The following is a 21,227-nucleotide window of genomic DNA, read 5'->3' on the forward strand; positions in this document are numbered from 1 at the left end:
CCGCTGGTTTTTGTGCCGGCGGGGCGGCGGCCCGGTGCTTTGCGCGATCTCGCGCTTCGCACTCGCGATCGGGTGAGGTCGGGGCCATGACGGCTCGACCCTGAAGCGGAACAACCACTCATGTCCTTGTATATCATTCTCGTGACCGCGCTTTCGCGGGCGCTCGGCGTGTTCGCGATGGCGTTGACCGGCTCCGCCGCTGTGGTCGTCTGTCACATGGTTTTCATGCGTTATGTCCTGAATGCGTCCACTGTCTGGCAAACCGAATATGTGATCTATGCTCTGGTTGCTGCGACGTTTCTCGGCTCGCCCTATGTCCTGCTCCACAAGGGGCATGTGAACGTCGACCTCTTGCAACTGAGAGCTTCGCCACGCGTGCGTCGCGCCATGCAGACGGTTGCCGGCCTGTTCGGGATTGCCTTTTGCGCGCTGCTGGCGTGGTCGGGCTGGATCTATTTTCACGAAGCCTGGAGCTACGGCTGGACCACGGATTCCGTCTGGCGCATCCCGTTGTGGATTCCCCTGTTGCCATTGCCTGTGGGCATCGGCCTGCTGGTTCTGCAATACATCGCCGAAATCATGAAAATCTACGGAGACGCGTCATGACGCCCATGATCTGGGGAGCAGGCGTATTGGCCGTCCTGCTGGGGCTTCTGGCACTGGGCATGCCGATTGCCTTCGCGCTCGGGTTCGTCTCGATCGCCGCGCTGATCCTGGCCGATGGCTGGGGCGCACTGGGCATTCTCGGCGAGACCTTTTTCGGTGGGCTGGCCTCCTTCGGCCTCGTTTCGATCCCGATGTTCATCCTGATGGGGGCCGCGGTCGCGTCATCGCCGGCCGGCAAGGACCTCTATGAGGCGCTCGATCGCTGGCTGAACCGGGTCCCCGGCGGGCTGGTTCTGTCTAACCTTGGCGCCTGTTCCGTTTTCTCTGCTCTGTCCGGCTCGTCCCCGGCGACCTGCGCCGCTATCGGCAAGATGGGCATCCCGGAGATGACCAAGCGCGGATACCCCAATGAGATCGCGGCGGGATCGATCGCGGCCGGCGGAACGCTCGGCATTCTGATTCCGCCGTCGATCACGATGATCGTGTACGGCATTGCAACGGAAACCTCGATCGGCCGCCTGTTTCTCGCCGGCCTGTTGCCTGGCGCCATGCTGACCGCGCTTTTCATGGCGTGGACGATCTTCGATTGCCGGCGGCGCGGTGTCGGTCTCGATATGCTCGGGCGGCGCTTTTCGATGCGCGAGCGCTTTGCCGTCCTGCCGCGTGTCCTGCCGTTTCTCGCGATCATCGTGGGCATTCTCTATGTGCTTTACGGCGGCATCGCCACGCCGTCGGAAGCCGCCGGCGTCGGCGCGGTGATGTGCCTGATCTTCGTGGCCCTGATCTATCGTTTGTGGAAACTCACGCTCTACAGTCAGCTGTTTCGCGACACGTTGAAGGAGAGCGTGATGATCATGATGATCATCGGCGCATCGGAACTTTTCTCCTTCGCGCTTTCGTCGCTTTTCATTACCCAGACAATCGCGGAATGGATCGCGGCGCTGGATGTGAACCGCTGGGTCCTGATGGGCATCATCAACATGTTCCTGCTGTTCGCGGGGTTTTTCCTGCCGCCGGTTGCCGTGATCCTGATGACCGCGCCCATCCTGTTGCCGATCATCGTCCAGGCGGGTTTCGATCCCTACTGGTTTGCGGTTGTCCTCACCATCAACATGGAAATCGGGTTGATAACGCCGCCTGTCGGTCTCAACTTGTATGTGATCAACGGCATCGCGCCGAACATCACGCTTGGCGAGATCCTGCGGGGGTCGTTGCCCTATGTCGGATGTATGGTCGTGGGCATTGTGCTGCTTTGCCTGATGCCTGGGATCGCACTCTGGCTTCCGGACATGTTGATGGGACCTGGTAGATGAGTAGAAGCAGCTTTTTCAATGACTTGCTCGGGTCGATCGCCGACCAGGGGCGGTATTTGCTGGATCGAAAACGCGAGCGTGTATCGAGCGGTCGCGCTCTGGGAGACTTGTGCGAGGCGCTATTGTCCGGCCGTGGCGAGGCGTCGGGCGTCGCCCTTGCGCGCGATTTGCTGAACAGCTACGCAGCGCTCACCGGCGAAGAGCGTCGCGCGTTCTTCCAGGAGCTACATGTGCGCTTCGGAGCCGACCGTGATCGCGTCGCGAAGGCCGCGCATGCGGTTCTGGAGGAGCCCGATGACGAATCGCGCCTGCAAGGACTGCATGCCGCTACGGAGCCTCGGCGCCAGGAACTGGTGCGCCGCCTGAACCTGGCACCGGGAGGAACCTCGGCCCTTGTAAAAATGCGCAAGGATCTGATCGGCTGCCTGCGTGACGACCCCGCCCTGCGCGAGGTCGACCGAGATTTCGAACACCTGTTTTCCTCCTGGTTCAATCGCGGCTTCCTGGTCATGCAACGCATCGATTGGTCGACGCCGGCGGTGATCCTTGAACGGATCATCCGCTATGAGGCCGTTCATGAAATCCGGGACTGGGACGATTTGCGTCGCCGCATCGACCTGCCGGACCGGCGTCTCTATGCCTTCTTTCATCCGGCCCTGGTGGACGACCCGCTGATTTTCGTCGAGGTTGCGCTTACGCGTGCGATTCCGGACGCCATTCCGCCCATTCTCGCCGAGGGACGCCCGGAGCTTGCGCCGGACGAGGCCACAACGGCGGTGTTCTATTCCATCTCGAACTGCCAGAAGGGATTGCGGGGGATTTCCTTCGGCAATTTCCTGATCAAGCAGGTGGTGGAGGAATTGCGCCGCGACCTCCCCGACCTCAAGATCTTCGTGACGTTGTCTCCGGTGCCCGGCCTGCGCGCCTATGTCGATCAGGCGATTGCGGAGGAGGGGAGCCCGATTGCCAAGGTTTTGGCCGGGGACAAGGCCGAGTTGCTGGATCAGGCCGGTGACGCCGAGCCGTCTGAAGAGCTGAAGGAGCCCCTTCGCGCGATCTGCGCGCATTATCTGATGCGCGAGAAGGCGAAGGGGTCGCGTCCGCTCGATCCCGTTGCCCGGTTTCACCTTGGAAACGGCGCGCGGTTGGAACGCGTCAACTGGAATGCCAATCCGTCGACCTCCGGCAGACGCCAGTCCTATGGCTTGATGGTCAATTACCTTTACAGCCTCGGCGATATCGAGAAGAACCATGAAGCCTTCGCGGCCACCGGAGCGGTCGCCGCGGCAAGCAGCGTGTCCCGCCTTTTGAAATCCGTCCCCGACACCAATAAGAAACAGATACCGGACCCTGTCGCATGACCGAGACAAACCACCTCTTTTCCCAGATCCGAACCGCGATCCGCGACGATGCCGCGCCGTTCCTGAAAACGCCGGATGGAGGTGTCATCACCTATGCCGACATGCTCGTCCGTTCGGCCGGCTACGCCAATGTCCTTGCTGCATCCGGGGTAAGGCCCGGCGACCGCGTTGCCGTACAAGTGGAAAAATCCGCCGAGGCCTTGATGCTCTATCTCGGCACGTTGCGGGCCGGTGCCGTGTTCCTGCCGCTCAACACGGCCTATACGCCGGCCGAGGTCGATTATTTTGTCTCCGATGCGCGGCCCACGATTTTGGTGTGCGATCCCGGGCGGCACCACGCCCTGGCACAAATCGCGGACAAGGTGAAAGCCCATGTCCTGACCTTGGCCGCGGACGGATCGGGCAGTCTGAGCACGGCCGCGGAAGGGGCGTCGCCGGACTTTCAGGATGTCTCGCGCGGACCCGACGATCTTGCCGCGATTCTCTACACATCCGGGACGACGGGCCGCTCCAAGGGGGCGATGCTGACCCACGAGAACCTCGCCTCGAACGCGCGCGTTCTGATGGACTACTGGCGCTTCACATCCGACGATGTGCTTCTGCATGCCCTGCCGATCTTCCACACGCACGGCCTGTTCGTTGCGAGCAACATCACGCTCCTCGCCGGGGGATCGATGCTGTTCCTGCCGAAATTCGATCTCGACGAAGTGCTCCGGCTGATGCCGCAGGCGACCACGATGATGGGCGTTCCGACGTTCTACTCGCGCCTTCTCGGGTCAGAGGCCTTTACACGGAAGCTCGCCGCCCACATGCGGCTCTTCGTGTCGGGGTCGGCGCCTTTGTCGGCGGAGGTTCACAAGGCCTTCAGCGCGCGCACAGGACACGCGATCCTCGAGCGGTACGGCATGACGGAAACGAATATGAACACCTCCAACCCCTATGACGGCGACCGGCGTCCGGGGACAGTGGGCTTTCCGCTGCCGGGGGTGGAACTTCGCATTGCCGAGCCGGAAAGCGGCCGCGGTCTGCCCGACGGCGAGGTCGGCGTCATCGAGGTGCGCGGACCCAATGTCTTCAAGGGTTATTGGCAGATGCCGGAAAAAACGGCGACGGAATTCCGCGCCGACGGCTTCTTCATCACAGGCGACATGGGGCGCATTGATGAGCGGGGGTATGTCAGCATTGTAGGCCGCTCCAAGGATCTGATCATCACCGGTGGCTTCAATGTCTATCCGGCGGAGGTCGAGGCGGTGATCGACGAGATTTCCGGTGTTGCCGAAAGTGCGGTGATCGGCGTGCCCCATGCCGATTTCGGAGAGGGCGTCGTGGCTGTCGTTGCCCCGCACGTTGGCGTGACGCTTGAGGCGGAGGGCATCATCGCGCCGCTCGCCGAGACGCTGGCGAAGTTCAAGCAGCCCAAGAGGGTCTATGTGCTGCCCGAGTTGCCGCGCAACACCATGGGCAAGATCCAGAAAAACGTGTTGCGCGAGCAATACAAGGATACCTTCGGCGCCGCCTGAGCGGCGCCGGGGCAAGGCGGATCAAAAGAGGTTTTCGACCGTCGTCAGGCCGAGGACCGTCCAGTCCTGCATGCCGCCGCGATAGTAGTGGATCTTTTCGGCCGGAAAGCCGTCGCGGACCATCGCCTTAATCGCCATCGGGCTCTGGCCGCAGGCCGGACCATTGCAGAAGGCAAAGACGGAGCGCGCCTTGCTGCAGTCCCATGCACCCGCTTCTCCAGTGCAGCCGACCTCGTCGAGGCGCATGGATACTTCCGTGTAGGGAATATGGATCGAGCCCGGGATGGTCGACTTGACGCGCCATTCCATGGTGCGCATGTCGACGACAAGAGCAGTGTCGTCCTGAAGCGCCTGCAGGACTTCCAGTTCCCCGGCCGGCTGGACCCCGGGCACCGGGATGATCGGCTGCAGCACACCGCCGATGAGTTGCGTGTCATTTGCGTGTCGGGTGATCTCGACCGGGCCGTCATCGGTCTGGATGGTGACAGCCGTGCTTTCAGGTCCGATTTTCAGGGTATCCTCCGCGTGCGAGGAGACACCCGAGATTGCCAACAAGGCGATGCCCGCAAGGGCTGCTGCGATTTTCATGCTCATTCCTCCCGCTCGGCCGGCTTCGCCGGCGCTCGTTCGACATCATATTAATGATTTCGAATGTGAGCGCAAAGCGCAAGTCGGCTTTTTTGGCGAGGGGGCTGGCGCAAGGGTCTCAGGGCTTGCCCTTTCACCCTTGCGGTCTCGGCAGGCACGGGATCACGTTTTCCGCCTGACTGGCGGGAGTTGCACATGATGCGGGTCTTGACGCGCGCTGCTGGCGTTATCGTTTGCAATCCTTCAGTTCGCTTTGCAGGGCCTGGGAAAAGGCATCCAATGCATCGACGAGCTCTCGGCTCGATGTGTTGAGATCCGTCAACCGCGCCGAAGCGGTATCGGCATCGCCATCGCCATGCGCCTGCAAGGCTTCATGCGCGGCCGTATGGGCGCGCGCATGGGGCGCGGCGAGCGCCTTGTAGGCGGGATGCGCGCGAATTTCCGCATTCTCGATGGCCTCGTACCATTTGCCCAAGCGGCATTCGTGATGGTTCGGGACATCAGCGGTTGCCCAGGTGTCACGTCCGATGATCGTGTCGACGACGCGCTTTTTGAAAAGCACGTGGTCGATTTTCGCCATCTCGCAAATGGAACGATCGGATCCGGCGTCGAACCAGGTCGCCGCGTCACTGGAGAAACGGTCGTTGCTGGCCTGGAGGGCGTTGCTCATGTTCTGGAGCTGTGCCTCGTTCTCCACCGCAAGGTCGGCGACACCGGTGATGCTTCTTGCTATTTCCTGGCTCGCTTCCTTTTGCTGCTGGAGGATGGCCGAGATCTCCTGCATTCGGCCGGAAACGCCGGCGATACGGGATCCGACCGACTGCATCCGGTCATTCGCGCTGGCAATTGTTTCCTGTCCGCGATCTACGGCCTTTCGCGAGACGGAGATGGAGTCCTGAGTTGTCAGCATTCCCGCCTTCAGCGCGTCGATCCGTTGCGCGATGTCCTCGGTCGCCTTTGCTGCCTGGGTCGCGAGGCTCTTGACCTCGTTCGCGACGACCGCGAACCCCTTGCCGGCCTCGCCGGCACGCGCTGCCTCGATCGTGGCATTGAGGGCCAGCAGGTTGGTCTGGTTGGCGATGTTTTCGATGACAGAGAGGAACTCGCCGATCTGTTCCGACGCGTCGTGAAGGTCGGAGAGGTTCTCCGCGCTTTGCTGGGAGGCATCGGCGATGTCGCCCATGCGCTGGGACACGTCCAGCATTGCGTCCAGACCGGCATTTACCGCCGCATTGGTTGAATTCGCTTCGTCGGCCGCGCTGTCGCTTGTCTGCGAGATCTGCTCCACGGATGTGACCAGTTCCGACGCTGCGGAGGAGATCGCCTGGCCGTTCTTCGACGCCCGTCGTGTGTTGTCCGACAGCGTTGCCATGCCAAGCGAGACTTCGTTGATATCGGAAACGGTGTTGGCAAGGCCGCGCAGGCTGGCGAGTTCGTTTTCGCGCTGATGTTCTTCGCTGCGCTTGCGCACGATTCCGTTCTCATAGGCGTCGTAGGACATGATCATGTCCAGAAACAGCCGCCCGACGAGGGCTTGCAAGGCGCCGGGGAGTTTCCCGGGCGAAAACCTGTAGCGCTTGACCAGTGCAGGCAGCGCTTCCTTGAGCAGGCGGCCGTAGGACGCGAGATACCACTGCGCTTCCAGATTGATGCGCACATGCGCCTCGCCGATCCGCACCGCTCTGGCTTCGAACTCTCCGTCCGGTTCGTGATTGAAGATGTAGTCCCAGTGTTTCATCTGGGCGGATTTCAGGTGCGGAACGTTCTTGTCCGGGTTTCCAAGCTTGTCGGCGATCTCCGGCGTGGCAAGCACGCCATTGTAGAATCCGTCCATGATATCCGCCATGGCCGGCTTCAACGCCGTCCAGACCTCTTTGGTTTCGGCGGTGTCGCGGATGTCGCCACACATGAAATCGGCAATTGCGTCCGGGAGTCGGCGGGGAGCATCGGCGGATCGTTGGCTTTTACGCTGCACAGTCATGGAACACCCTTAAATTGTTTTTTTCATACATTTTTCAAAAGCATGAATATTAACCTAATTGACGATGCGTGAGCGGTCGGATTTTGTCGAATTTTCCGAAGTTTGGGCGATTTGATGAGGTGTGCCGTCCTCTCGCGCACCGGCGGCGATCATCCTTTGTCCCACCCTCCGAATCGTCGATACTGGATTGATCACATGATCGTCCGGCCGACGCATTGACGCTTCGATGCCATTTTCAGCCGCGGTGGCCCGGGCGCGGTCTTACCTATTCAATGGGACGTGCATCTACATGACTGTCAGCATTGACATGGGCCAGGCGAGTGCCGGTGGCGCGACCTCTTGTTGTTTCGACCTTGAGGAACTGCTCGCGACCCGGCTTCTGGTCCAGGGAAACTCGGGATCCGGCAAGTCTCACCTGCTGCGCCGGCTGCTTGAACAGAGCACGGCCTGGGTGCAACAGGTAGTGATCGATCCCGAAGGGGACTTCGTTTCCCTGTCAGACCGGTTCGGTCATGTGACCGTCGATGCGGCCGGCAGCGAACGGGATCTCGCGGTGATCGCCGCAAGGGTACGGGCCCATCGCGTTTCCGTTGTCCTCAATCTCGAGGCACTCGAGCCCGACCGGCAGATGAAGGCGGCTGCGGTTTTCCTGAACGCTCTCTTCGATGCCGAGCGCGATCACTGGTATCCTGTCCTCGTCGTCGTCGACGAGGCGCAGTTGTTTGCGCCCTCAGCGTCGGGCGATACGGGCGAGGAAGCCCGCCGCGTCGCGCTCGGGGCGATGACCAACCTGATGTGTCGCGGTCGCAAGCGCGGGCTTGCCGGTGTGATTGCCACGCAACGCCTTGCCAAGCTCGCCAAGAACGTCGCGGCCGAAGCCTCCAACTTCCTCATGGGCCGGACCTTCCTGGACATCGACATGGCTCGTGCCGCCGATCTTCTGGGCATGGAGAAGCGCCAGGCAGAGGCCTTCCGCAACCTGGAGCGCGGGCATTTCGTGGCGCTGGGCCCGGCGGTGTCTCGGCGGCCGATGACGGTGCGCATCGGCCCGGTGGAAACGGTCGGACGCGGCGGCGGTCCCAAGCTCACTCCCTTACCGGAAGGGCGCCCGGAGGAACTTCAGGAGCTCTTGTTCCAGCCGGCCGGCGAACCGGAACGCAGTGCCGCCGAGAAGCCGAGCATGACGCAACCTGTACCGGCTGCCGATGTGCTGGACCGGCTGACCCGACAGGCCGTGGCGCGCGAAACCGTGGAGACGGATCCGATGGACCGCGAGACCTGGGAGCAGGCCGTGGACGCGGTGATCGCGGAATTGCTTGACGACAGCGAGGCGGCCTTTCAGCCCGTTGCGGCGCTCTATCAGGACTTTCAGGTGCGGTGCCGGATTGCCCGGCTCCCGGGCCGTCCGCCCGATCTTGCGGCCTTTCGCCAGCGGGTGTCGCTTGCGCGTGCCGGTGTGAACCGCAGCGAGATCGATCCGCAGGTTTGGTCATCTGCGGAAACGGTGTCGCAGAACCTTCCGGAAGAAATGCGTGGCGTCTATCTGCTGCTCGCCAAATCGGCATTGGAGGGCCGGCCCTGCCCAAGCGATGCTGAGATCGCGACGGCGTATGGCACGCGCTCGACGGGCCGTGCGCGCTGGTTGCTCACGCATATGGAAGAGCAGGGTTTTATCGTCTGCGTCACTGACCTGCGCGGCAATCGGATCGTCACGCTGACGGATCTCGACTGCCAGACGACTGCCCAGCCGGCGCGCGCGGCGATTTAGCGCCGTCTCGACGATCAGTTGCGCGGTCGAACGACGCGTTCGCAATAGTAGGCGACCGGGCATTGCGCGGTGTCGCGAGTCGGCGCGTAGCTTGGTCGCAAGATCTCGTAGTGACTGCAATAGCGTCGATCGGCGACAAAACGCGAATAGGTGTACTGGCCGGTCGAAAGGACGATGGCACCCGAACGCTGGACGAGGTTTTGCGCCTGCGCGCAGGTCATCGTGCGCGTGTCCGGGCGGGCGAGGGCGGCCGACCCGCACAAGACGAGAAGGACGGCTCCGGCGAGGCCTGTGCGGATGGCATTCGAAGATATCTGAAGCATGATTTCAACGCGATGCTGTGGTCCGACCGATGGGTTCTTCAGGCAGGATAGGGGCGATCCTTCGACCGTGTCGAGGCGAACATCCAATGATACATCCCGGCTTGGTTTTGTCCTAGGGTCAGGACCTGTTGCCATGACTGAAATGGCGTTCCAGATGACGAGAGATGCAAGGAAAAGCCCGAAGAGCGGGGCCGTTCCCCGGTCGAGGGCTTTGACGCCGCAGGTCGACGTCAGCTCCAGCGTCCTTCGGATCGGGCGGATCCGCACGGAATGCCATGTCGCAATCCCTTGAAAGGCTCCAGCCTTCCTGCGGGCTTGCTCCTCGTATCCGCACACATCCGCTCCGACCATCGCAGTCATATCAACAGGTCCTGACCCTAGCATCGGGGCATGTCCAAGACCGTTCTGCTCACCCTTGGCCGGATGCCCAAATGCCTGGACCTTGCGCGGGGATTTCATGCGCTTGGCTGGCGGGTCGTCGTCGCCGAGCCGTTCGCCTGGCATCTGTGCCGGGCATTGCGGGCCGTTGAGAAATCCGTGCGCGTGGCCGCGCCGGCGAATGATCCAGAGCGCTACCTGGATGACCTGCGCGCGGTGATCAAGCGCGAAAGCGTCGATCTCGTCGTTCCGGTCTCCGAGGAAACGCTGCACGTGGCCCGTCTGGCGGCCGACCACCCCGGCGGCGCCCGGCTTTACGCTCCGCCGCAGCCCGAGTTGATCGATCTTCACGACAAGCTGCGGTTTGCAACCATGATGCGCGCGCTTGGCCCGACGGTGGCCGAAACGCATGCAGCGGCGAGCGAGGCCGGACGGGCGCTTGCCGCACGGCGCGATTACGTGCTCAAGCCCGCCAACTCCTGTGCAGGGCTGGGCGTCTCGCTGCATGCCGCCGGCACTCGCTTGCCGCTCACCGGCATGGTGGTTCAGGAGCACCTTGAGGGACGACATCTCAGCAGCTTCTCGATCCTGCACGAGGGGAACGTTCGGGCAACCAGTGTCTACTGCGGTCTGGTGATGAGCGGCACTGTCGCGGTGTGTTTTGACCGGGTGGCGGCGCATCACGACGTTGAGGATTTTATCGTCGGGCTTGGGCAAAAAACCGGCTACAGCGGATTTGTGTCCTTCGATTTCATCGAGGGGTCCAACGGTCAAATCCAGGCGATCGAGTGCAACCCGCGGGTGACAAGCGGCATCCATTTTCTCGAAGCCAAGGATGTCGCGGCGGCGATTGCCGACCCGCACGCAAAATGGCCGGTCCGCTTTCGCCCGCACACCTTGATGCAGCAGTTCTATCCCTGCCTGATCGAATGGCAGTCCTCGCTCTTCAACGGGCGGGAGCGGGATGTGAAATGGCGGGTGATGCGCCTGGTGCGCGACGTCACCTGGGACCGGTGCGATCCCCTGGTCTTTCCGACGATGGCATTCACCTCCTATCCAATCCTTGTGCCTGCGGTCTTTCAAGGGAAGCCGATGGGCGAGGCGGCGACCAAAGACATCGTCTGGTCCGGCGTGCAGGCGGAGTTTTAGCCGCGCCGGGTGATCCGCATCATCACCTGATCCGCGGGACGGGTTGTCAGCCGCGCGGCCGGGCGCACCGTTTCCGGCGCAAGCGCCTCGAAATCGAAACGGCGCAATAGCCGGGCAAGAATCAGCGCGCTTTCCGTTTGTGCGAAAGCCGCGCCGATGCAGATGCGCGGACCGAGGCCGAAGGGGAGGTAGGTTCCGTAGCGAATCTCGGCCTCGCGCTCCGGCGCAAACCGGTCCGGATCGAAGACGTCCGGATTGTCCCAGTGCGCGTGATGACGGTGGATGACCCAGGGCGCGATCATGATCAGCGCGCCGCGCTTGATCCGGCGCCCGCCAAGGCTCGTGTCGGCCATGGCGACGCGCGGCAGGAAGGTGATCGGCGGATAGAGCCGCAGCGTTTCGCGAAACAATTGCCGCGTGTAGGCGAGCCTTTTGGTGTGTTCGATCTCGACCGGGCCATCGCCCGCTACCGCCTGTACCTCCGCACGCACCCGCGCCGCGATGTCAGGGCGGATGGAGAGAATGAAAAACAGCCATGTAAGCACGCTGGCGGTCGTCTCGTGTCCGGCCAGAAAAAAGACGCCGAGCTGGTCGATCAACTCCTCCCGGGTGAAGCGGGCGCCGTTTCCCTCCTGCGTGTCACGTGCGCCGATGACCGCCGAGGCAATGTCGTTGTAGGCGCCGCCGTCCGCCAGGTGGGTGTCGATCATCTCGCCCAGATGCCGGCGGATGCGGGCGCAGGCGGCAAGCACTTCCGGCGGCTGCGCGACAGGATGAAAGGCGGGATCGAAGATCAACCGCGACAGTTTCACATGCGCGACATGCCGCTCGAACGCGGCGAAATCCGCAAACACGTCATGGGCGATCCGTGATTGAAGCGGCGTCGAAAACACCGTCCGTGTGATGATGTCGGCCGTCAGATGGCTCATGGCAAGGTCGAGCGAGACAGGTGTCCGTTCAGCCGCCGCGCCGTCCAGACGGGTCTCATGGGCGTCGACGGCGGCCTGCATTGCGGTGAAGGCCCGGTTCAGCCGAATATGGGAAAAGGCGGGGTCGATCATCTCCCTTTGCCGGCGCCAGCGCGCGCCCGCCGACACGAAGATGGAATCCCCGACGAGCGGCTCCAGCGCGCCGACCATCAGGTCGCTCTTTGGAAAAATCTGGTCGGGATCCTTGAGGACGTGAAGCACCAGGTCCGGATCGTTCACAATCACCGTGGAGCGACGGGAATATCCAAGGGGACCAATGGACATGCGATAGGCTGCGGCCGGCAACAGACCGAGCAGGTCTCCGTCGCCCCGCCAGACGCAGCGTAGTAGCGCCAGAAGCGAGGGCAGGGAGCGGGTGCGGGGGGGCGCGTACAATGCGGCCTCGAAAAGGTGCGGAAGACCGTTCGAAGAATAGTCCATTCTTCATGACGATAAAATATGTAATAAAAATATTACATCAGTGATGCGCTGGGGGTGGGATGATCTGGGTGTTCGAGGCTTTCGTGATTGTCCATATCATTACCGGCGCAACGGGTCTCGTGGCGTTCTGGGTGCCGGTGGTCGGCCGCAAGGGCGGCGACACCCACAGGCGGTTTGGCCGCATTTTCACCTTTGCCATGCTTGCAACCGGAACGGCTGCGATCGGCATCAGCATCTCCACCCTGATCGCACCCCTGGAAACCCATCCGCATTTGCCCGATGCGGCCTTCGTGCGCGGCATCTTCGGCTGGATGATGCTCTATCTCGCGGTGCTGACGATCAATCTGGCCTGGTACGGCTGGCTCTGCATCACCTTGAAGCGAGATCGCTCCGCCATGCGAACACCGGTCAACCTCGGTCTTCAGGGGTTCCTTACGGTGCTGGCAATCAACTGCGTTGCGCAGGGAATTCTGATCGGCGAACCGCTGATGATCGGCATCTCCGGTATCGGTTTCGCGGCTGTCGCCACCAATCTTTTCTATCTCTACCGCAGACGGCCGCACCCGCTAGGCTGGCTCAGGGAGCACGTCAAGGCGCTGGTCGGGGCTGGTATTTCCGTCTACACGGCATTCTTTGCGTTTGGGGCCGTGCGCCTGATGCCCGAGATCGCTCTGAACCCGGTTCTGTGGAGCGTCCCCTTGATGGTCGGCCTTGCAATCATCATGTACCAATGGCGCGTCATCGCGCGAAAGGGGGGGCGCCGGGATCGAAAACGCCTGGCAGCCGCATGAAACGTCTGCTTGCGAACTGCGAAGCACCGTTTCGCCGCGATTGATGCTATCGTGTTGGACGTAAGGTTTGAAACCTTGCGCTAAAGGGCCGTTTGCAACTTCTCGGGAAGGACCTCATGACGCTGGCCATCATCGTGCTGCTCGTGTTTGCGACTGCGTCAAGCGGCGCGATCTTCAAACCGGGAGACTGGTACACCGGCCTTCAGCGCCCGGACTGGACGCCCCCGAACTGGGCGTTTCCGGTCGTATGGACCGCGCTCTACATCATGATTGCATTCGCCGGCTGGCTGGTGTTCTCCGCTGAAGGCCTTGGTCTTGCAATGGGGATCTGGGGTGCGCAGCTTGTGTTCAATGCCGCGTGGTCGTGGCTGTTCTTCGGAATGCGTCGCATGGATCTTGCGTTGATGGATATCGGCGCGCTGCTCGCCTCGATTTTTGCCTTCATGGTCACCGCAAGCACCGTGTCTGTTCTGGCGGCGGCGCTGTTCGTGCCTTACGCGATCTGGGTGATGACGGCGGGCTACCTTAACTATCGAATGATCCGGCTCAATCCGGATCAGGTGCCGGCCAGAGCCGGCTGAGAACCACCCGTGCGGGGGGCAGGGAGCGCCTGACCAGCCGAACCCCGATCTTGAAGTCGGGCGGCATGCACATCATTCTCGTCACGGTCTGTCGGACATGGCCTGAAACAGACGATAGGTGGCGCGCAGTTTTTCCACATCGGAGTTGATCTCCACGTCCGGATACCCAACGTGAAAGGAGCCAAACAGATGGCAGACAAAGACGCATATATCGAAAAGACCAAGGCGCAGCTCGATCAATGGAATGCGGAAATCGACAAGCTGAGGGCCAAGGCCGACGAAGCCAATGCCGATGCGCGCATTCAGTACGAGCGTGAAATTGAAAAGCTGCAGGCGCACCAGCAGGAAGCCGAAGGCAAGCTCAAGGACCTGCGTGCTGCCGGCGACGATGCCTGGAGCGACATGAAGGCCGGCTACGAAAAGGCCTGGAAGAACCTTGGCGATGCGGTGGAATCCGCCATGTCGCGGTTCAGGTAACCTCGTCTCCCGCGTCGCTCTCATTCTCCAGTCTTCCTGATCGGGAAAGGATTTGACATGAAAGCACTGAAGTCATTTCGCGTTGTCGCCCTTGCCGGATTTCTTGCCGTGCCTGCGGGCCTCGTTGCCGCACAGGAGCAGGACAAGAGGCTGACGACCTCCGAAGATGTCCGCGCGGAGATATCGCAGGCGATGGAGGCGATCGCCGACTACAGCGCGCAGGAGCGGGACGAAGCTCTAGCCTCCGCGCGCGAGGCGATGACCGAACTGGATGCCGAGATCGAGCGTCGGGCCGATGCCTTGCGTGACAGCTGGAACGATATGAGCGAGCAGGCGCGCAAGACGGCACGCGAACAGCTCGCCGAAATGCGGGAGGCGCGCAACACCCTTGGTGAGCGATACGGCGCGTTGCAGGCGGGAACCGCAGATGCCTGGCAGGAGCTCAAGAGCGGTTTTGCCAACGCTTATGATCGGTTGAACGCTGCATGGTCGGAACCCGAGACGAAAAAGCCGACCGAAAAGCCGACCGATACGCCAGCGAACTGACGCTCGGTCGTCTTGCGCTGCAGAAGCGTTCCCGCCGGCGCGGCGAGCAACAGTCTGTGGTACGCCGAAACGACAAACGCCGGGGTCTGTATCGACAGGCGTCCGGCGCTTGTCGTTTCAGCCGATCCGTGAGGGCCGCAGTCTGGCCATCAGGTCGAGAAGGTGGGCTGCAAGGCTCGCCGCCAGACACAGGGCGATCAACAACGCGCCGCCCCGACCGGCAAGGCCGAGATAGAGCGCCATCATCAGCGCAATTCCGGAAAGACCGTTCAGCAGCAGCGAGCGACGAAGCGCTGTGTCGCGAATGGCGAGCGCGATCACGGCAAGTTCCAGTGTCAGAACGCATAGCGCGATCAGAGCGATCGCGCCGCTGTGCGTGAGACTGTCGAGCAGGTGAAGCGTCGCGGTCATGGCGGCGTTAAGCGCGGGCCGGGATGCCGAGCAACTGCCGGAGATCCTTGATGGCGACCCTCAGATGGGCCATGGGATCGCGCCGCACCAGCTTTTTGTTCAGATAGCTTTCCCATGTCAGACGCTGCACGTCTGGGTCGGCGCACATTTTCACGAATTGCTCGCGTCGCTTGTCGCTTCCGTACCAGATGGACTGCATGATCCCGAGCGTTAAGAACACCATGCCGTGCTCGCGCATGAAGCGCTTGCGGACGGATGCAAGCGCCTTGGGGGAATTGCGGGCGAACACCTGGCCGACGGCCTCCGCCGCGATCTGTCCGCTCAGCATGGCGTAGTAAATACCCTCGCCCGAACATGGCGCAACCACGCCAGCGGCATCGCCGACCAGCACGACGTTCTTTCCATCGTCCCAGCGACGCATTGGTTTGAGCGGCAACGGAGCGCCTTCCTCGCGCACCGTGCGTGCTTCAGTCAGGCCCGCGGCTTCGCGCAAGGAGCGGGTGGCGGCCTTCAGGCTGTGGCCCTTCACCGCCGATCCGCAGCCGATTGACGTGTGTGTGCCATGCGGAAACACCCAGCCGTAGAAATCCGGGGAGATCTGGCCGTCGTAGATCACGTCGCAGCGGTCGGCCCGGAACTTGTCGGGATCGGGCGCTTCGGGCGATTCCACGATCTCGTGATAGGCGAAGACGTAGGGCGGTTTGCGCTTGGGGCCAAAGACGGTCCGGCGCACGGCGGAATTCGCGCCATCCGCGCCGATTACGCTGCGCGCCGTGATGTGGCGCATTTCGCCGGCTCTGCTGGCGTCCGCGACGCCGACGGTCACCGTGCCGTCGCGATTTCGCTCCAGCGTCTTGAAGGTTCCGGTGAGTTGTACCGCGCCGGCCTCGACCGCGCGGGCGCGCAGGAAGGGGTCGAACAGGTCGCGGTCGACCATACCGACATACCCGATATCGCCAATGTCCATCGCAACGTTGTAACCGCTCGGCGCGATGATCCGAGCCGAATGAACCTTTGCTGTCAATTGCTCCATCGGTAGATTGAAGTCGCGGATCGCCCGGGTGGGAATGGCGCCGCCGCAAGGCTTGATCCGCCCGTCGCGGTCGATCATCAGCACGGAGTGGCCCTCGACGGCGAGGGCCTGCGCGGCGGTTGCGCCCGCCGGTCCGCCACCCACCACAACGACGTCGAAGAAATTGCGGTTGTCCATTGTCTTACTCCGCTGCGGCGAGGGGGAGGGGCATATCGGTGTCATGGGTGCCGGCGCGCGGGCGTTTGCGGCCGATCCTGAGTGCGAGCACGGCCGCGTTCAGGAAGAGGATCGCCTCTCCGCCAAAGACGAGCGTGAAGGAAAGTGCCGTATCGCCGCTCACGGTGCGGGCGACATCCAGGGCGACCGTGCCGAGAACGCCGCCCAGCCCGAAGGCGATCGCCTGTGCCGCGCCCCAAACGCCCATGCGAATGCCCTCGCGTTTTGGGCCGCCGGCGCCCGCCAGCGCCATCATTGTGCCGATGGCGGCGACGGCGAATGCGCCATTGGCCGCACCCAGCAGAAAGATGTTGGTCTTCAACGGCCAGGCCGGCGCGGCGGCCGATCCGAGCGCAAGGGCGGCGAGCGCCGCAGCCGAGCCCAGGCAGCCGGAGACGATGAAGATCTTCAGGATCTGCGGGCGCCGGCGCGCAAGCAGCGACCCGGCGATGCCAACCAGCGCCATGCCGACGAAGACCCCCGCATGCTGCACGCCGGAGAGTTTCGTGGTCTCGCCCGGTGTCATCGCGAACAGCAGCCCGCCGAAGGGCTCGAGAATGAGGTCCTGGGTGCTGTAGGCGAGCATCGACACGAAGACGAACACCGAGAAAACGCGCGCCTCGCCGTCGTGCCAGGTCTCGGCGAGACTGCTGCGAAAGCTGCGCATCGAGAGGCCAGGCGTATCGGCTTTGGCCGTGGCGGCTCCCTGCGAAAGCGGGACCGCGGTTCGTTCCAGCTGCCAGAGCGCGAGTGCGGCAATCCCGAAAACGGTTGCGCCGGTCGCCGCCGTCACCAGGACGAGACGCGTGTGGGAGTAGGGGTCGAGCACGCTGCCCGTCACGATGGCGGTGATCACGATGCCGGCAATCATCATCATCCAGACGATGGTCGCCGCCGCCGGCCGCCGCTCGGGTGCGGTGCGGCTTGCAAGAAGCGCCAGCAGCGAGGTGCCGCAGGCGCCGATGCCGACCCCGATCAGGGCATAGCAGACAAGTGCTGCCGCAAGCCCGTAGGCAAACCGGATTTCAAACAGGAAGGTGGTGGCCGCAGCACCCGTGCCGGAGACCGCCAGCAAGGCGAGGCCGCCGAGGATCCAGCCGGTGCGCGAGCCGCCCACGTCAGAGCCGTGTCCCCACAACGGCCGCGCGATCTGGATCGCATAATGCAGGCCGACCAGAAGACCGGGAATGACGGCGGCGATGGCGAGTTCGACGACCATGACGCGGTTGAGGGTCGACGTCGTGAGCACGACGACCGCGCCGAGCGCGGCCTGCACGAGTCCGAGACGCGCGATTGCAATCCATCCAAGCCCGACCGGCGTCATCCGATCCTCCGTCAGATCCAGTGTTGAGCGGCCCGTCAGGCAGAGACGAGCCCGCGCAGCGCGAAGGCCGCGATCACCATTCCCGTTACATAAAGGCCGACGCCGATGGCGCTGTACCAGACAGCGCGGGCGATCGGATCCTTCAGGAAACGTGCCATGCAGACAAGCTGCACGAGCGTCAGACCCGCGATTGCGGCGCCAAAGAAAGGACGGCCCCAGATCAGGAGCGCGACAATGACCGCCACCTGGGCAACCGCCATGGTGATACAGGCCAATTTCGCCGCAGCCTGTGGGCCGTAGCGGGCCGGCAGCGAGCGGATTCCCATCTGCCGGTCCCCCTCGATTGCCTTGAAATCATTGAGCGTCATGATGCCATGCGCGCCAAGGCCGTAAAGCAGGGCGATCAGCCCGGTGCGCCAGTCCGGCAGGCCGTTTGTCGTGGCGGCGACGGCCGTAAGCCAGGGCAGCGTTTCATAGGACAGGCCGACCGCCGCGTTTCCCTGCCAGCCGTCCTGCTTCAGCCGCAAGGGCGGCATGCTGTAGATCCAGGCGAAGAGGATGCCGATCACGGCCGCCACGAACACCCACATCCCGAGAAGGGCCGCAAGCGCCAGCGACAGGAGGGATCCGGTGATGGCCACCCAAAGCCCCCAGCGTCCGGGCATGCGCCCGGAGGGAATGACGCGGTGCGGTTCGTTGATCGCATCGACATGGCGGTCATACCAGTCGTTCACCGCCTGGCTCGTGCCGCAGATCATAGGACCGGCAAGCAGGATGCCGCCGGTGACATAGGCCCAGCGGCTGCCCAGATCGGCGCCGCTGGCGATCATTCCGCAGCCATAGGCCCACATCGGCGGAAACCAGGTGATCGGCTTCAAAAGCTCAAGCACCGCGGCCGGTGTGGGCCATGTCGCCGCGCGCTGGCCGGTTTTTGAATAGGATCGTGCAACCATGCAAAAATGCTAGGCTGGACACATGGTGTTGTCAATCTTAATTGACACTCCGTCAAGCGGAGTTGACAGATCCCCGGCTGCCGCCGCCGAAGTCCTCGAGGCCGTGTCGGCGCAGCTTGATGTAAAGGCTTTGCCGGCTGAGGCCCAAAAGGTCGGCGGCCGAGGCGCGGTTGTTGTCGGTCTGGCGCAGGGCGGCCTCGATGCACATCTTTTCGATGACGTCGACGGCCTCCCGGATCAACTCCTTGAGGGGCACGCGGCCGATCAATTCGGAGAAATCGGCGCCGTCGGGCGCCAGGCCAGCCGCCGACATGCCAAGGGCCGGTTCCCGCCTGGCTGCGCCGCCGATCAGCAGGCAGACGCTTTCGTGGCCTCCGTGCGAAAATTGCCCGGCGGATACGGTAACCGATTTGACTCCGCCCAGGTCATCGCGGATGACGGTTGCGAACTGGCGCACCGACCCCTCGTCGCGAACCTTCGCGAGCAGCACGTTGAGATCCACCGCCGAGCCGCCGAGCCAGTTGTTGAGGTTGCGACCGATCAGCCGTTCCTTGTTGAGAAGACCGACCATGTCGAGGAAAGACTCGTTCAGGTTCTCGATCGTGCCCTTCAACCCGATTGTGACGAGGCTTTCCGGCAGCGTTTCGAACACGTCTGTCGCGTCGCGGTGGCCCGAGGACCCGTCCTCATTCGCGCCAGGAGGAGGCGACAGGCGCAGGAACAGGTTGTTGCGCCCGTTTTCGCGAAACGGCTCGAGAGCAACCGACTGCTCGATATCGACCTCCGCCAGACGCGCGACCGTCGCCCTGGGCGTGCCGCTGTGCTGCGCCTCGCTCATCAGTTCGCCGAGCATGTCGCGCTGACCGGTTTCGAACAGGGAAATGATGTTTTCGCCGATCAGTTTGCCGACGGGTCGCAACAGGGCGCGGGAGGCCGCGAGATTGGCATCGACGATCTTTCGATCGGTTCCGTCGACGATCAGGATTGGCTGACCGAGTTTTTGAAAGATTGTGCGGTACCGTGTCTCGGCATCGCGGATCTTGCGGTACTCGCGTTCGAGTTCCAGTTGGGCGTTGAGCAACTGGTTCTGAATCGACGCGATCTTGCGCAGGTCTTCGCCGAGCGCCACCCAGCAGTCGAGACCGTCCACCGCCACAAGCCGGTAATCGACCGGAAGATCGGGCATATTGGCAGCCGGGCCGGGATGGTTGACCTGACGCCGGCGGGTGGGCGATGCACCTTGAATGTCAGCCAGAAGAGAATCGATCTTTTCCGCCGATTCGACCGTGACCGTGTCCCGCCACTTGCTTCCGATCCAGGCTTCGATGTCGTAGCCGGCAAGCGTGCCGTCTGCATAGGCGATGTCGACGACTGTCCCGTCCCGTGAAATCAGAAGTGAAAGGTCCGACCCGAGAGAGGCAAGCTGGGCCGTTGTTTCAACGCTCACATTGTCGAAACGGGGCACGTCGGCCTTGAAGAGGCGGGGTGTGGATCGGATGTTTTTGATTTGCATGGCGGAGTCACGGCCGTGTGTCTTGTGGGGCGTGCCGCATATCCGGGAGAGCCAGATCAGCCCGGAGTTCACGCAGGTGAATGTCGGCGATCTGTAGTGCGACATGAATGCTGTCGCAAACGTAGTCCACTCCAAGGCGAACGAGCCATGCGGGATTTTGTCCCGCTGCATGGCCGCCTGAAATGATGGCGGGTCGCGTTGATGCAGGGATTCTTTCGACAGCCTTCACACAGTCACCGGCAATTGAGGCAAGCGCAGCGTTTGTCCAAGAGAAACAAACGATATCGACTTGTGCCTTGTCTAACCTTTTTTCAAGAAAATCAATTGATTCAACCCGAATGAGTTCGGTTTCCCACCCAAGCGTCCTCAACAGTTCCTCCAGAATGCACACGCCAAATGTGTGGCTTTCTTGCGAGGGGATCAGAAGTAGACATCTGCCATTCATCGTTTCCGGGCGCATTGCGCGTTCCTGTTGGCAGATTCGGCGCATCACGCATTGCAGTCGGCCCATCGCGATGGTCACGTCCAGAAAGGATGTCGCATCGTCGCTCCAGTCGTCGCCGATCTCGCGGGCCACGGCCTCCAGGGTCCCGAGTCTTTCCGGGGTCGACAATGCGCTTTTCGCGATCAGGGTGAATGCCGCATCGGCGGCAGCGGAGGATGTGGGGTCGCAAATGCGGGTTTTGATCCGCTTCGCCAGTTCGCGGGCCGGATGGGACGCAGGTCGTGAGCTCGATGAATGACGGGCGGCAACCTCGCCAAGGACCCGCTGTGCCATGCCGTGGAACTCGCGTGTCGTGGTCGTCACCGGCGGCAGGCCGATGCTGACCATGGCGTGGTTTGCACGCTCGTCGAGCGCTCCGCGCCTTTCTAGTGCCGCTCCGTGCATGGTTCCAGACCGGTCCGTTTCTTGGCCCTTCAAGTGCCTGATGCGTTTCGGGTCGCGGCGCGAAGGAGCCGCAAGACGTCGCAGCACTGTTGGGAAC

Annotated in this window: 20 protein-coding genes; 10 read left to right on the plus strand and 10 right to left on the minus strand. The window is 62.6% G+C overall.

Features of this window, described 5'->3' with window-relative positions:
- Window positions 1-120: 120 nt before the first annotated feature.
- Genes BLU32_RS03555 through BLU32_RS03570 form a run of 4 tightly spaced genes read left to right on the plus strand, consistent with a single transcriptional unit; the run spans window position 121 to window position 4,800 of the window.
- Window positions 121-606 (plus strand): TRAP transporter small permease subunit, encoded by a 486-nt coding sequence (locus tag BLU32_RS03555; RefSeq protein ID WP_093805019.1) that lies wholly within the window; start codon window positions 121-123, stop codon window positions 604-606.
- Complete coding sequence (locus BLU32_RS03560) at window positions 603-1,919, plus strand: TRAP transporter large permease (protein WP_093805020.1); 1,317 nt, start codon at window positions 603-605, stop codon at window positions 1,917-1,919. Before BLU32_RS03555 ends, BLU32_RS03560 begins: the two co-directional genes overlap by 4 nt.
- Window positions 1,916-3,280 carry a malonyl-CoA decarboxylase gene (locus tag BLU32_RS03565; protein ID WP_093805021.1) on the plus strand — a complete coding sequence of 455 codons (1,365 nt, stop codon included), beginning with the start codon at window positions 1,916-1,918 and terminating at the stop codon, window positions 3,278-3,280. Before BLU32_RS03560 ends, BLU32_RS03565 begins: the two co-directional genes overlap by 4 nt.
- Window positions 3,277-4,800 carry a malonyl-CoA synthase gene (locus BLU32_RS03570; RefSeq protein ID WP_093805022.1) on the plus strand — a complete coding sequence of 508 codons (1,524 nt, stop codon included), beginning with the start codon at window positions 3,277-3,279 and terminating at the stop codon, window positions 4,798-4,800. Before BLU32_RS03565 ends, BLU32_RS03570 begins: the two co-directional genes overlap by 4 nt.
- A 21-nt stretch (window positions 4,801-4,821) precedes the next feature.
- Here the strand turns inward: BLU32_RS03570 and BLU32_RS03575 are convergent, their stop codons facing one another.
- Both BLU32_RS03575 and BLU32_RS03580 read right to left on the minus strand, forming a co-directional pair.
- Window positions 4,822-5,388, minus strand: a complete 567-nt coding sequence (locus BLU32_RS03575) for a rhodanese-like domain-containing protein (RefSeq protein WP_093810528.1) — start codon at window positions 5,386-5,388, stop codon at window positions 4,822-4,824.
- A gap of 226 nt (window positions 5,389-5,614) precedes the next feature.
- Window positions 5,615-7,297: a methyl-accepting chemotaxis protein gene (locus tag BLU32_RS03580; protein ID WP_172838527.1), complete on the minus strand. Its 1,683-nt coding sequence runs from the start codon at window positions 7,295-7,297 to the stop codon at window positions 5,615-5,617.
- A gap of 361 nt (window positions 7,298-7,658) precedes the next feature.
- Between BLU32_RS03580 and BLU32_RS03585 the strand changes: the two genes are divergently transcribed.
- Entirely contained in the window at window positions 7,659-9,137 is a 1,479-nt protein-coding gene (locus tag BLU32_RS03585) for an ATP-binding protein (protein ID WP_093805024.1), read from the plus strand.
- A gap of 14 nt (window positions 9,138-9,151) precedes the next feature.
- On the opposite strand, the gene BLU32_RS22240 is transcribed toward BLU32_RS03585, so the two are convergent.
- Complete coding sequence (locus tag BLU32_RS22240) at window positions 9,152-9,820, minus strand: hypothetical protein (RefSeq protein WP_244501786.1); 669 nt, start codon at window positions 9,818-9,820, stop codon at window positions 9,152-9,154.
- 30 nt (window positions 9,821-9,850) lie between these two features.
- On the opposite strand from BLU32_RS22240, the gene BLU32_RS03595 reads away from it, so the two are divergent.
- Window positions 9,851-10,987, plus strand: a complete 1,137-nt coding sequence (locus tag BLU32_RS03595) for an ATP-grasp domain-containing protein (protein ID WP_093805026.1) — start codon at window positions 9,851-9,853, stop codon at window positions 10,985-10,987.
- Here BLU32_RS03595 and BLU32_RS03600 read toward each other — a convergent pair.
- On the minus strand, window positions 10,984-12,351 hold the full coding sequence (locus BLU32_RS03600; protein ID WP_208976970.1) for a cytochrome P450: 1,368 nt from the start codon (window positions 12,349-12,351) through the stop codon (window positions 10,984-10,986). The genes BLU32_RS03595 and BLU32_RS03600 overlap by 4 nt on opposite strands.
- A 104-nt stretch (window positions 12,352-12,455) precedes the next feature.
- Here BLU32_RS03600 and BLU32_RS03605 point away from each other — a divergent pair, with 104 nt between their 5' ends.
- The 4 genes from BLU32_RS03605 (at window position 12,456) to BLU32_RS03620 (ending at window position 14,791) form a co-directional block, all read left to right on the plus strand.
- Complete coding sequence (locus BLU32_RS03605; protein ID WP_093805028.1) at window positions 12,456-13,187, plus strand: hypothetical protein; 732 nt, start codon at window positions 12,456-12,458, stop codon at window positions 13,185-13,187.
- A 116-nt stretch (window positions 13,188-13,303) separates the two neighbouring features.
- On the plus strand, window positions 13,304-13,768 hold the full coding sequence (locus BLU32_RS03610; protein WP_093810530.1) for a TspO/MBR family protein: 465 nt from the start codon (window positions 13,304-13,306) through the stop codon (window positions 13,766-13,768).
- A gap of 189 nt (window positions 13,769-13,957) precedes the next feature.
- Complete coding sequence (locus tag BLU32_RS03615) at window positions 13,958-14,245, plus strand: hypothetical protein (protein ID WP_093805029.1); 288 nt, start codon at window positions 13,958-13,960, stop codon at window positions 14,243-14,245.
- A gap of 57 nt (window positions 14,246-14,302) precedes the next feature.
- Window positions 14,303-14,791 carry a hypothetical protein gene (locus BLU32_RS03620; protein ID WP_093805030.1) on the plus strand — a complete coding sequence of 163 codons (489 nt, stop codon included), beginning with the start codon at window positions 14,303-14,305 and terminating at the stop codon, window positions 14,789-14,791.
- A gap of 117 nt (window positions 14,792-14,908) precedes the next feature.
- Here BLU32_RS03620 and BLU32_RS03625 read toward each other — a convergent pair whose 3' ends face one another.
- Genes BLU32_RS03625 through BLU32_RS21575 form a run of 6 tightly spaced genes read right to left on the minus strand, consistent with a single transcriptional unit; the run spans window position 14,909 to window position 21,073 of the window.
- Window positions 14,909-15,202 (minus strand): hypothetical protein, encoded by a 294-nt coding sequence (locus BLU32_RS03625; RefSeq protein WP_093805031.1) that lies wholly within the window; start codon window positions 15,200-15,202, stop codon window positions 14,909-14,911.
- 7 nt (window positions 15,203-15,209) lie between these two features.
- Complete coding sequence (locus BLU32_RS03630; protein WP_093805032.1) at window positions 15,210-16,412, minus strand: geranylgeranyl diphosphate reductase; 1,203 nt, start codon at window positions 16,410-16,412, stop codon at window positions 15,210-15,212.
- A 4-nt stretch (window positions 16,413-16,416) separates the two neighbouring features.
- Entirely contained in the window at window positions 16,417-17,775 is a 1,359-nt protein-coding gene (locus BLU32_RS03635) for a BCD family MFS transporter (protein WP_093805033.1), read from the minus strand.
- Window positions 17,776-17,810: 35 nt separating this feature from the next.
- Entirely contained in the window at window positions 17,811-18,728 is a 918-nt protein-coding gene (gene chlG, locus BLU32_RS03640) for a chlorophyll synthase ChlG (protein WP_093805034.1), read from the minus strand.
- A 52-nt stretch (window positions 18,729-18,780) separates the two neighbouring features.
- A complete protein-coding gene (gene ppsR / locus BLU32_RS03645; protein ID WP_157727475.1) occupies window positions 18,781-20,241 on the minus strand; it encodes a transcriptional regulator PpsR in 1,461 nt (486 codons plus the stop codon).
- A gap of 7 nt (window positions 20,242-20,248) precedes the next feature.
- Window positions 20,249-21,073, minus strand: a complete 825-nt coding sequence (locus BLU32_RS21575; protein WP_157727476.1) for a cobalamin-dependent protein — start codon at window positions 21,071-21,073, stop codon at window positions 20,249-20,251.
- Window positions 21,074-21,227: the final 154 nt, after the last annotated feature.

The sequence above is a fragment of the Stappia sp. ES.058 genome (genome assembly GCF_900105595.1).
Taxonomy (GTDB): domain Bacteria; phylum Pseudomonadota; class Alphaproteobacteria; order Rhizobiales; family Stappiaceae; genus Stappia.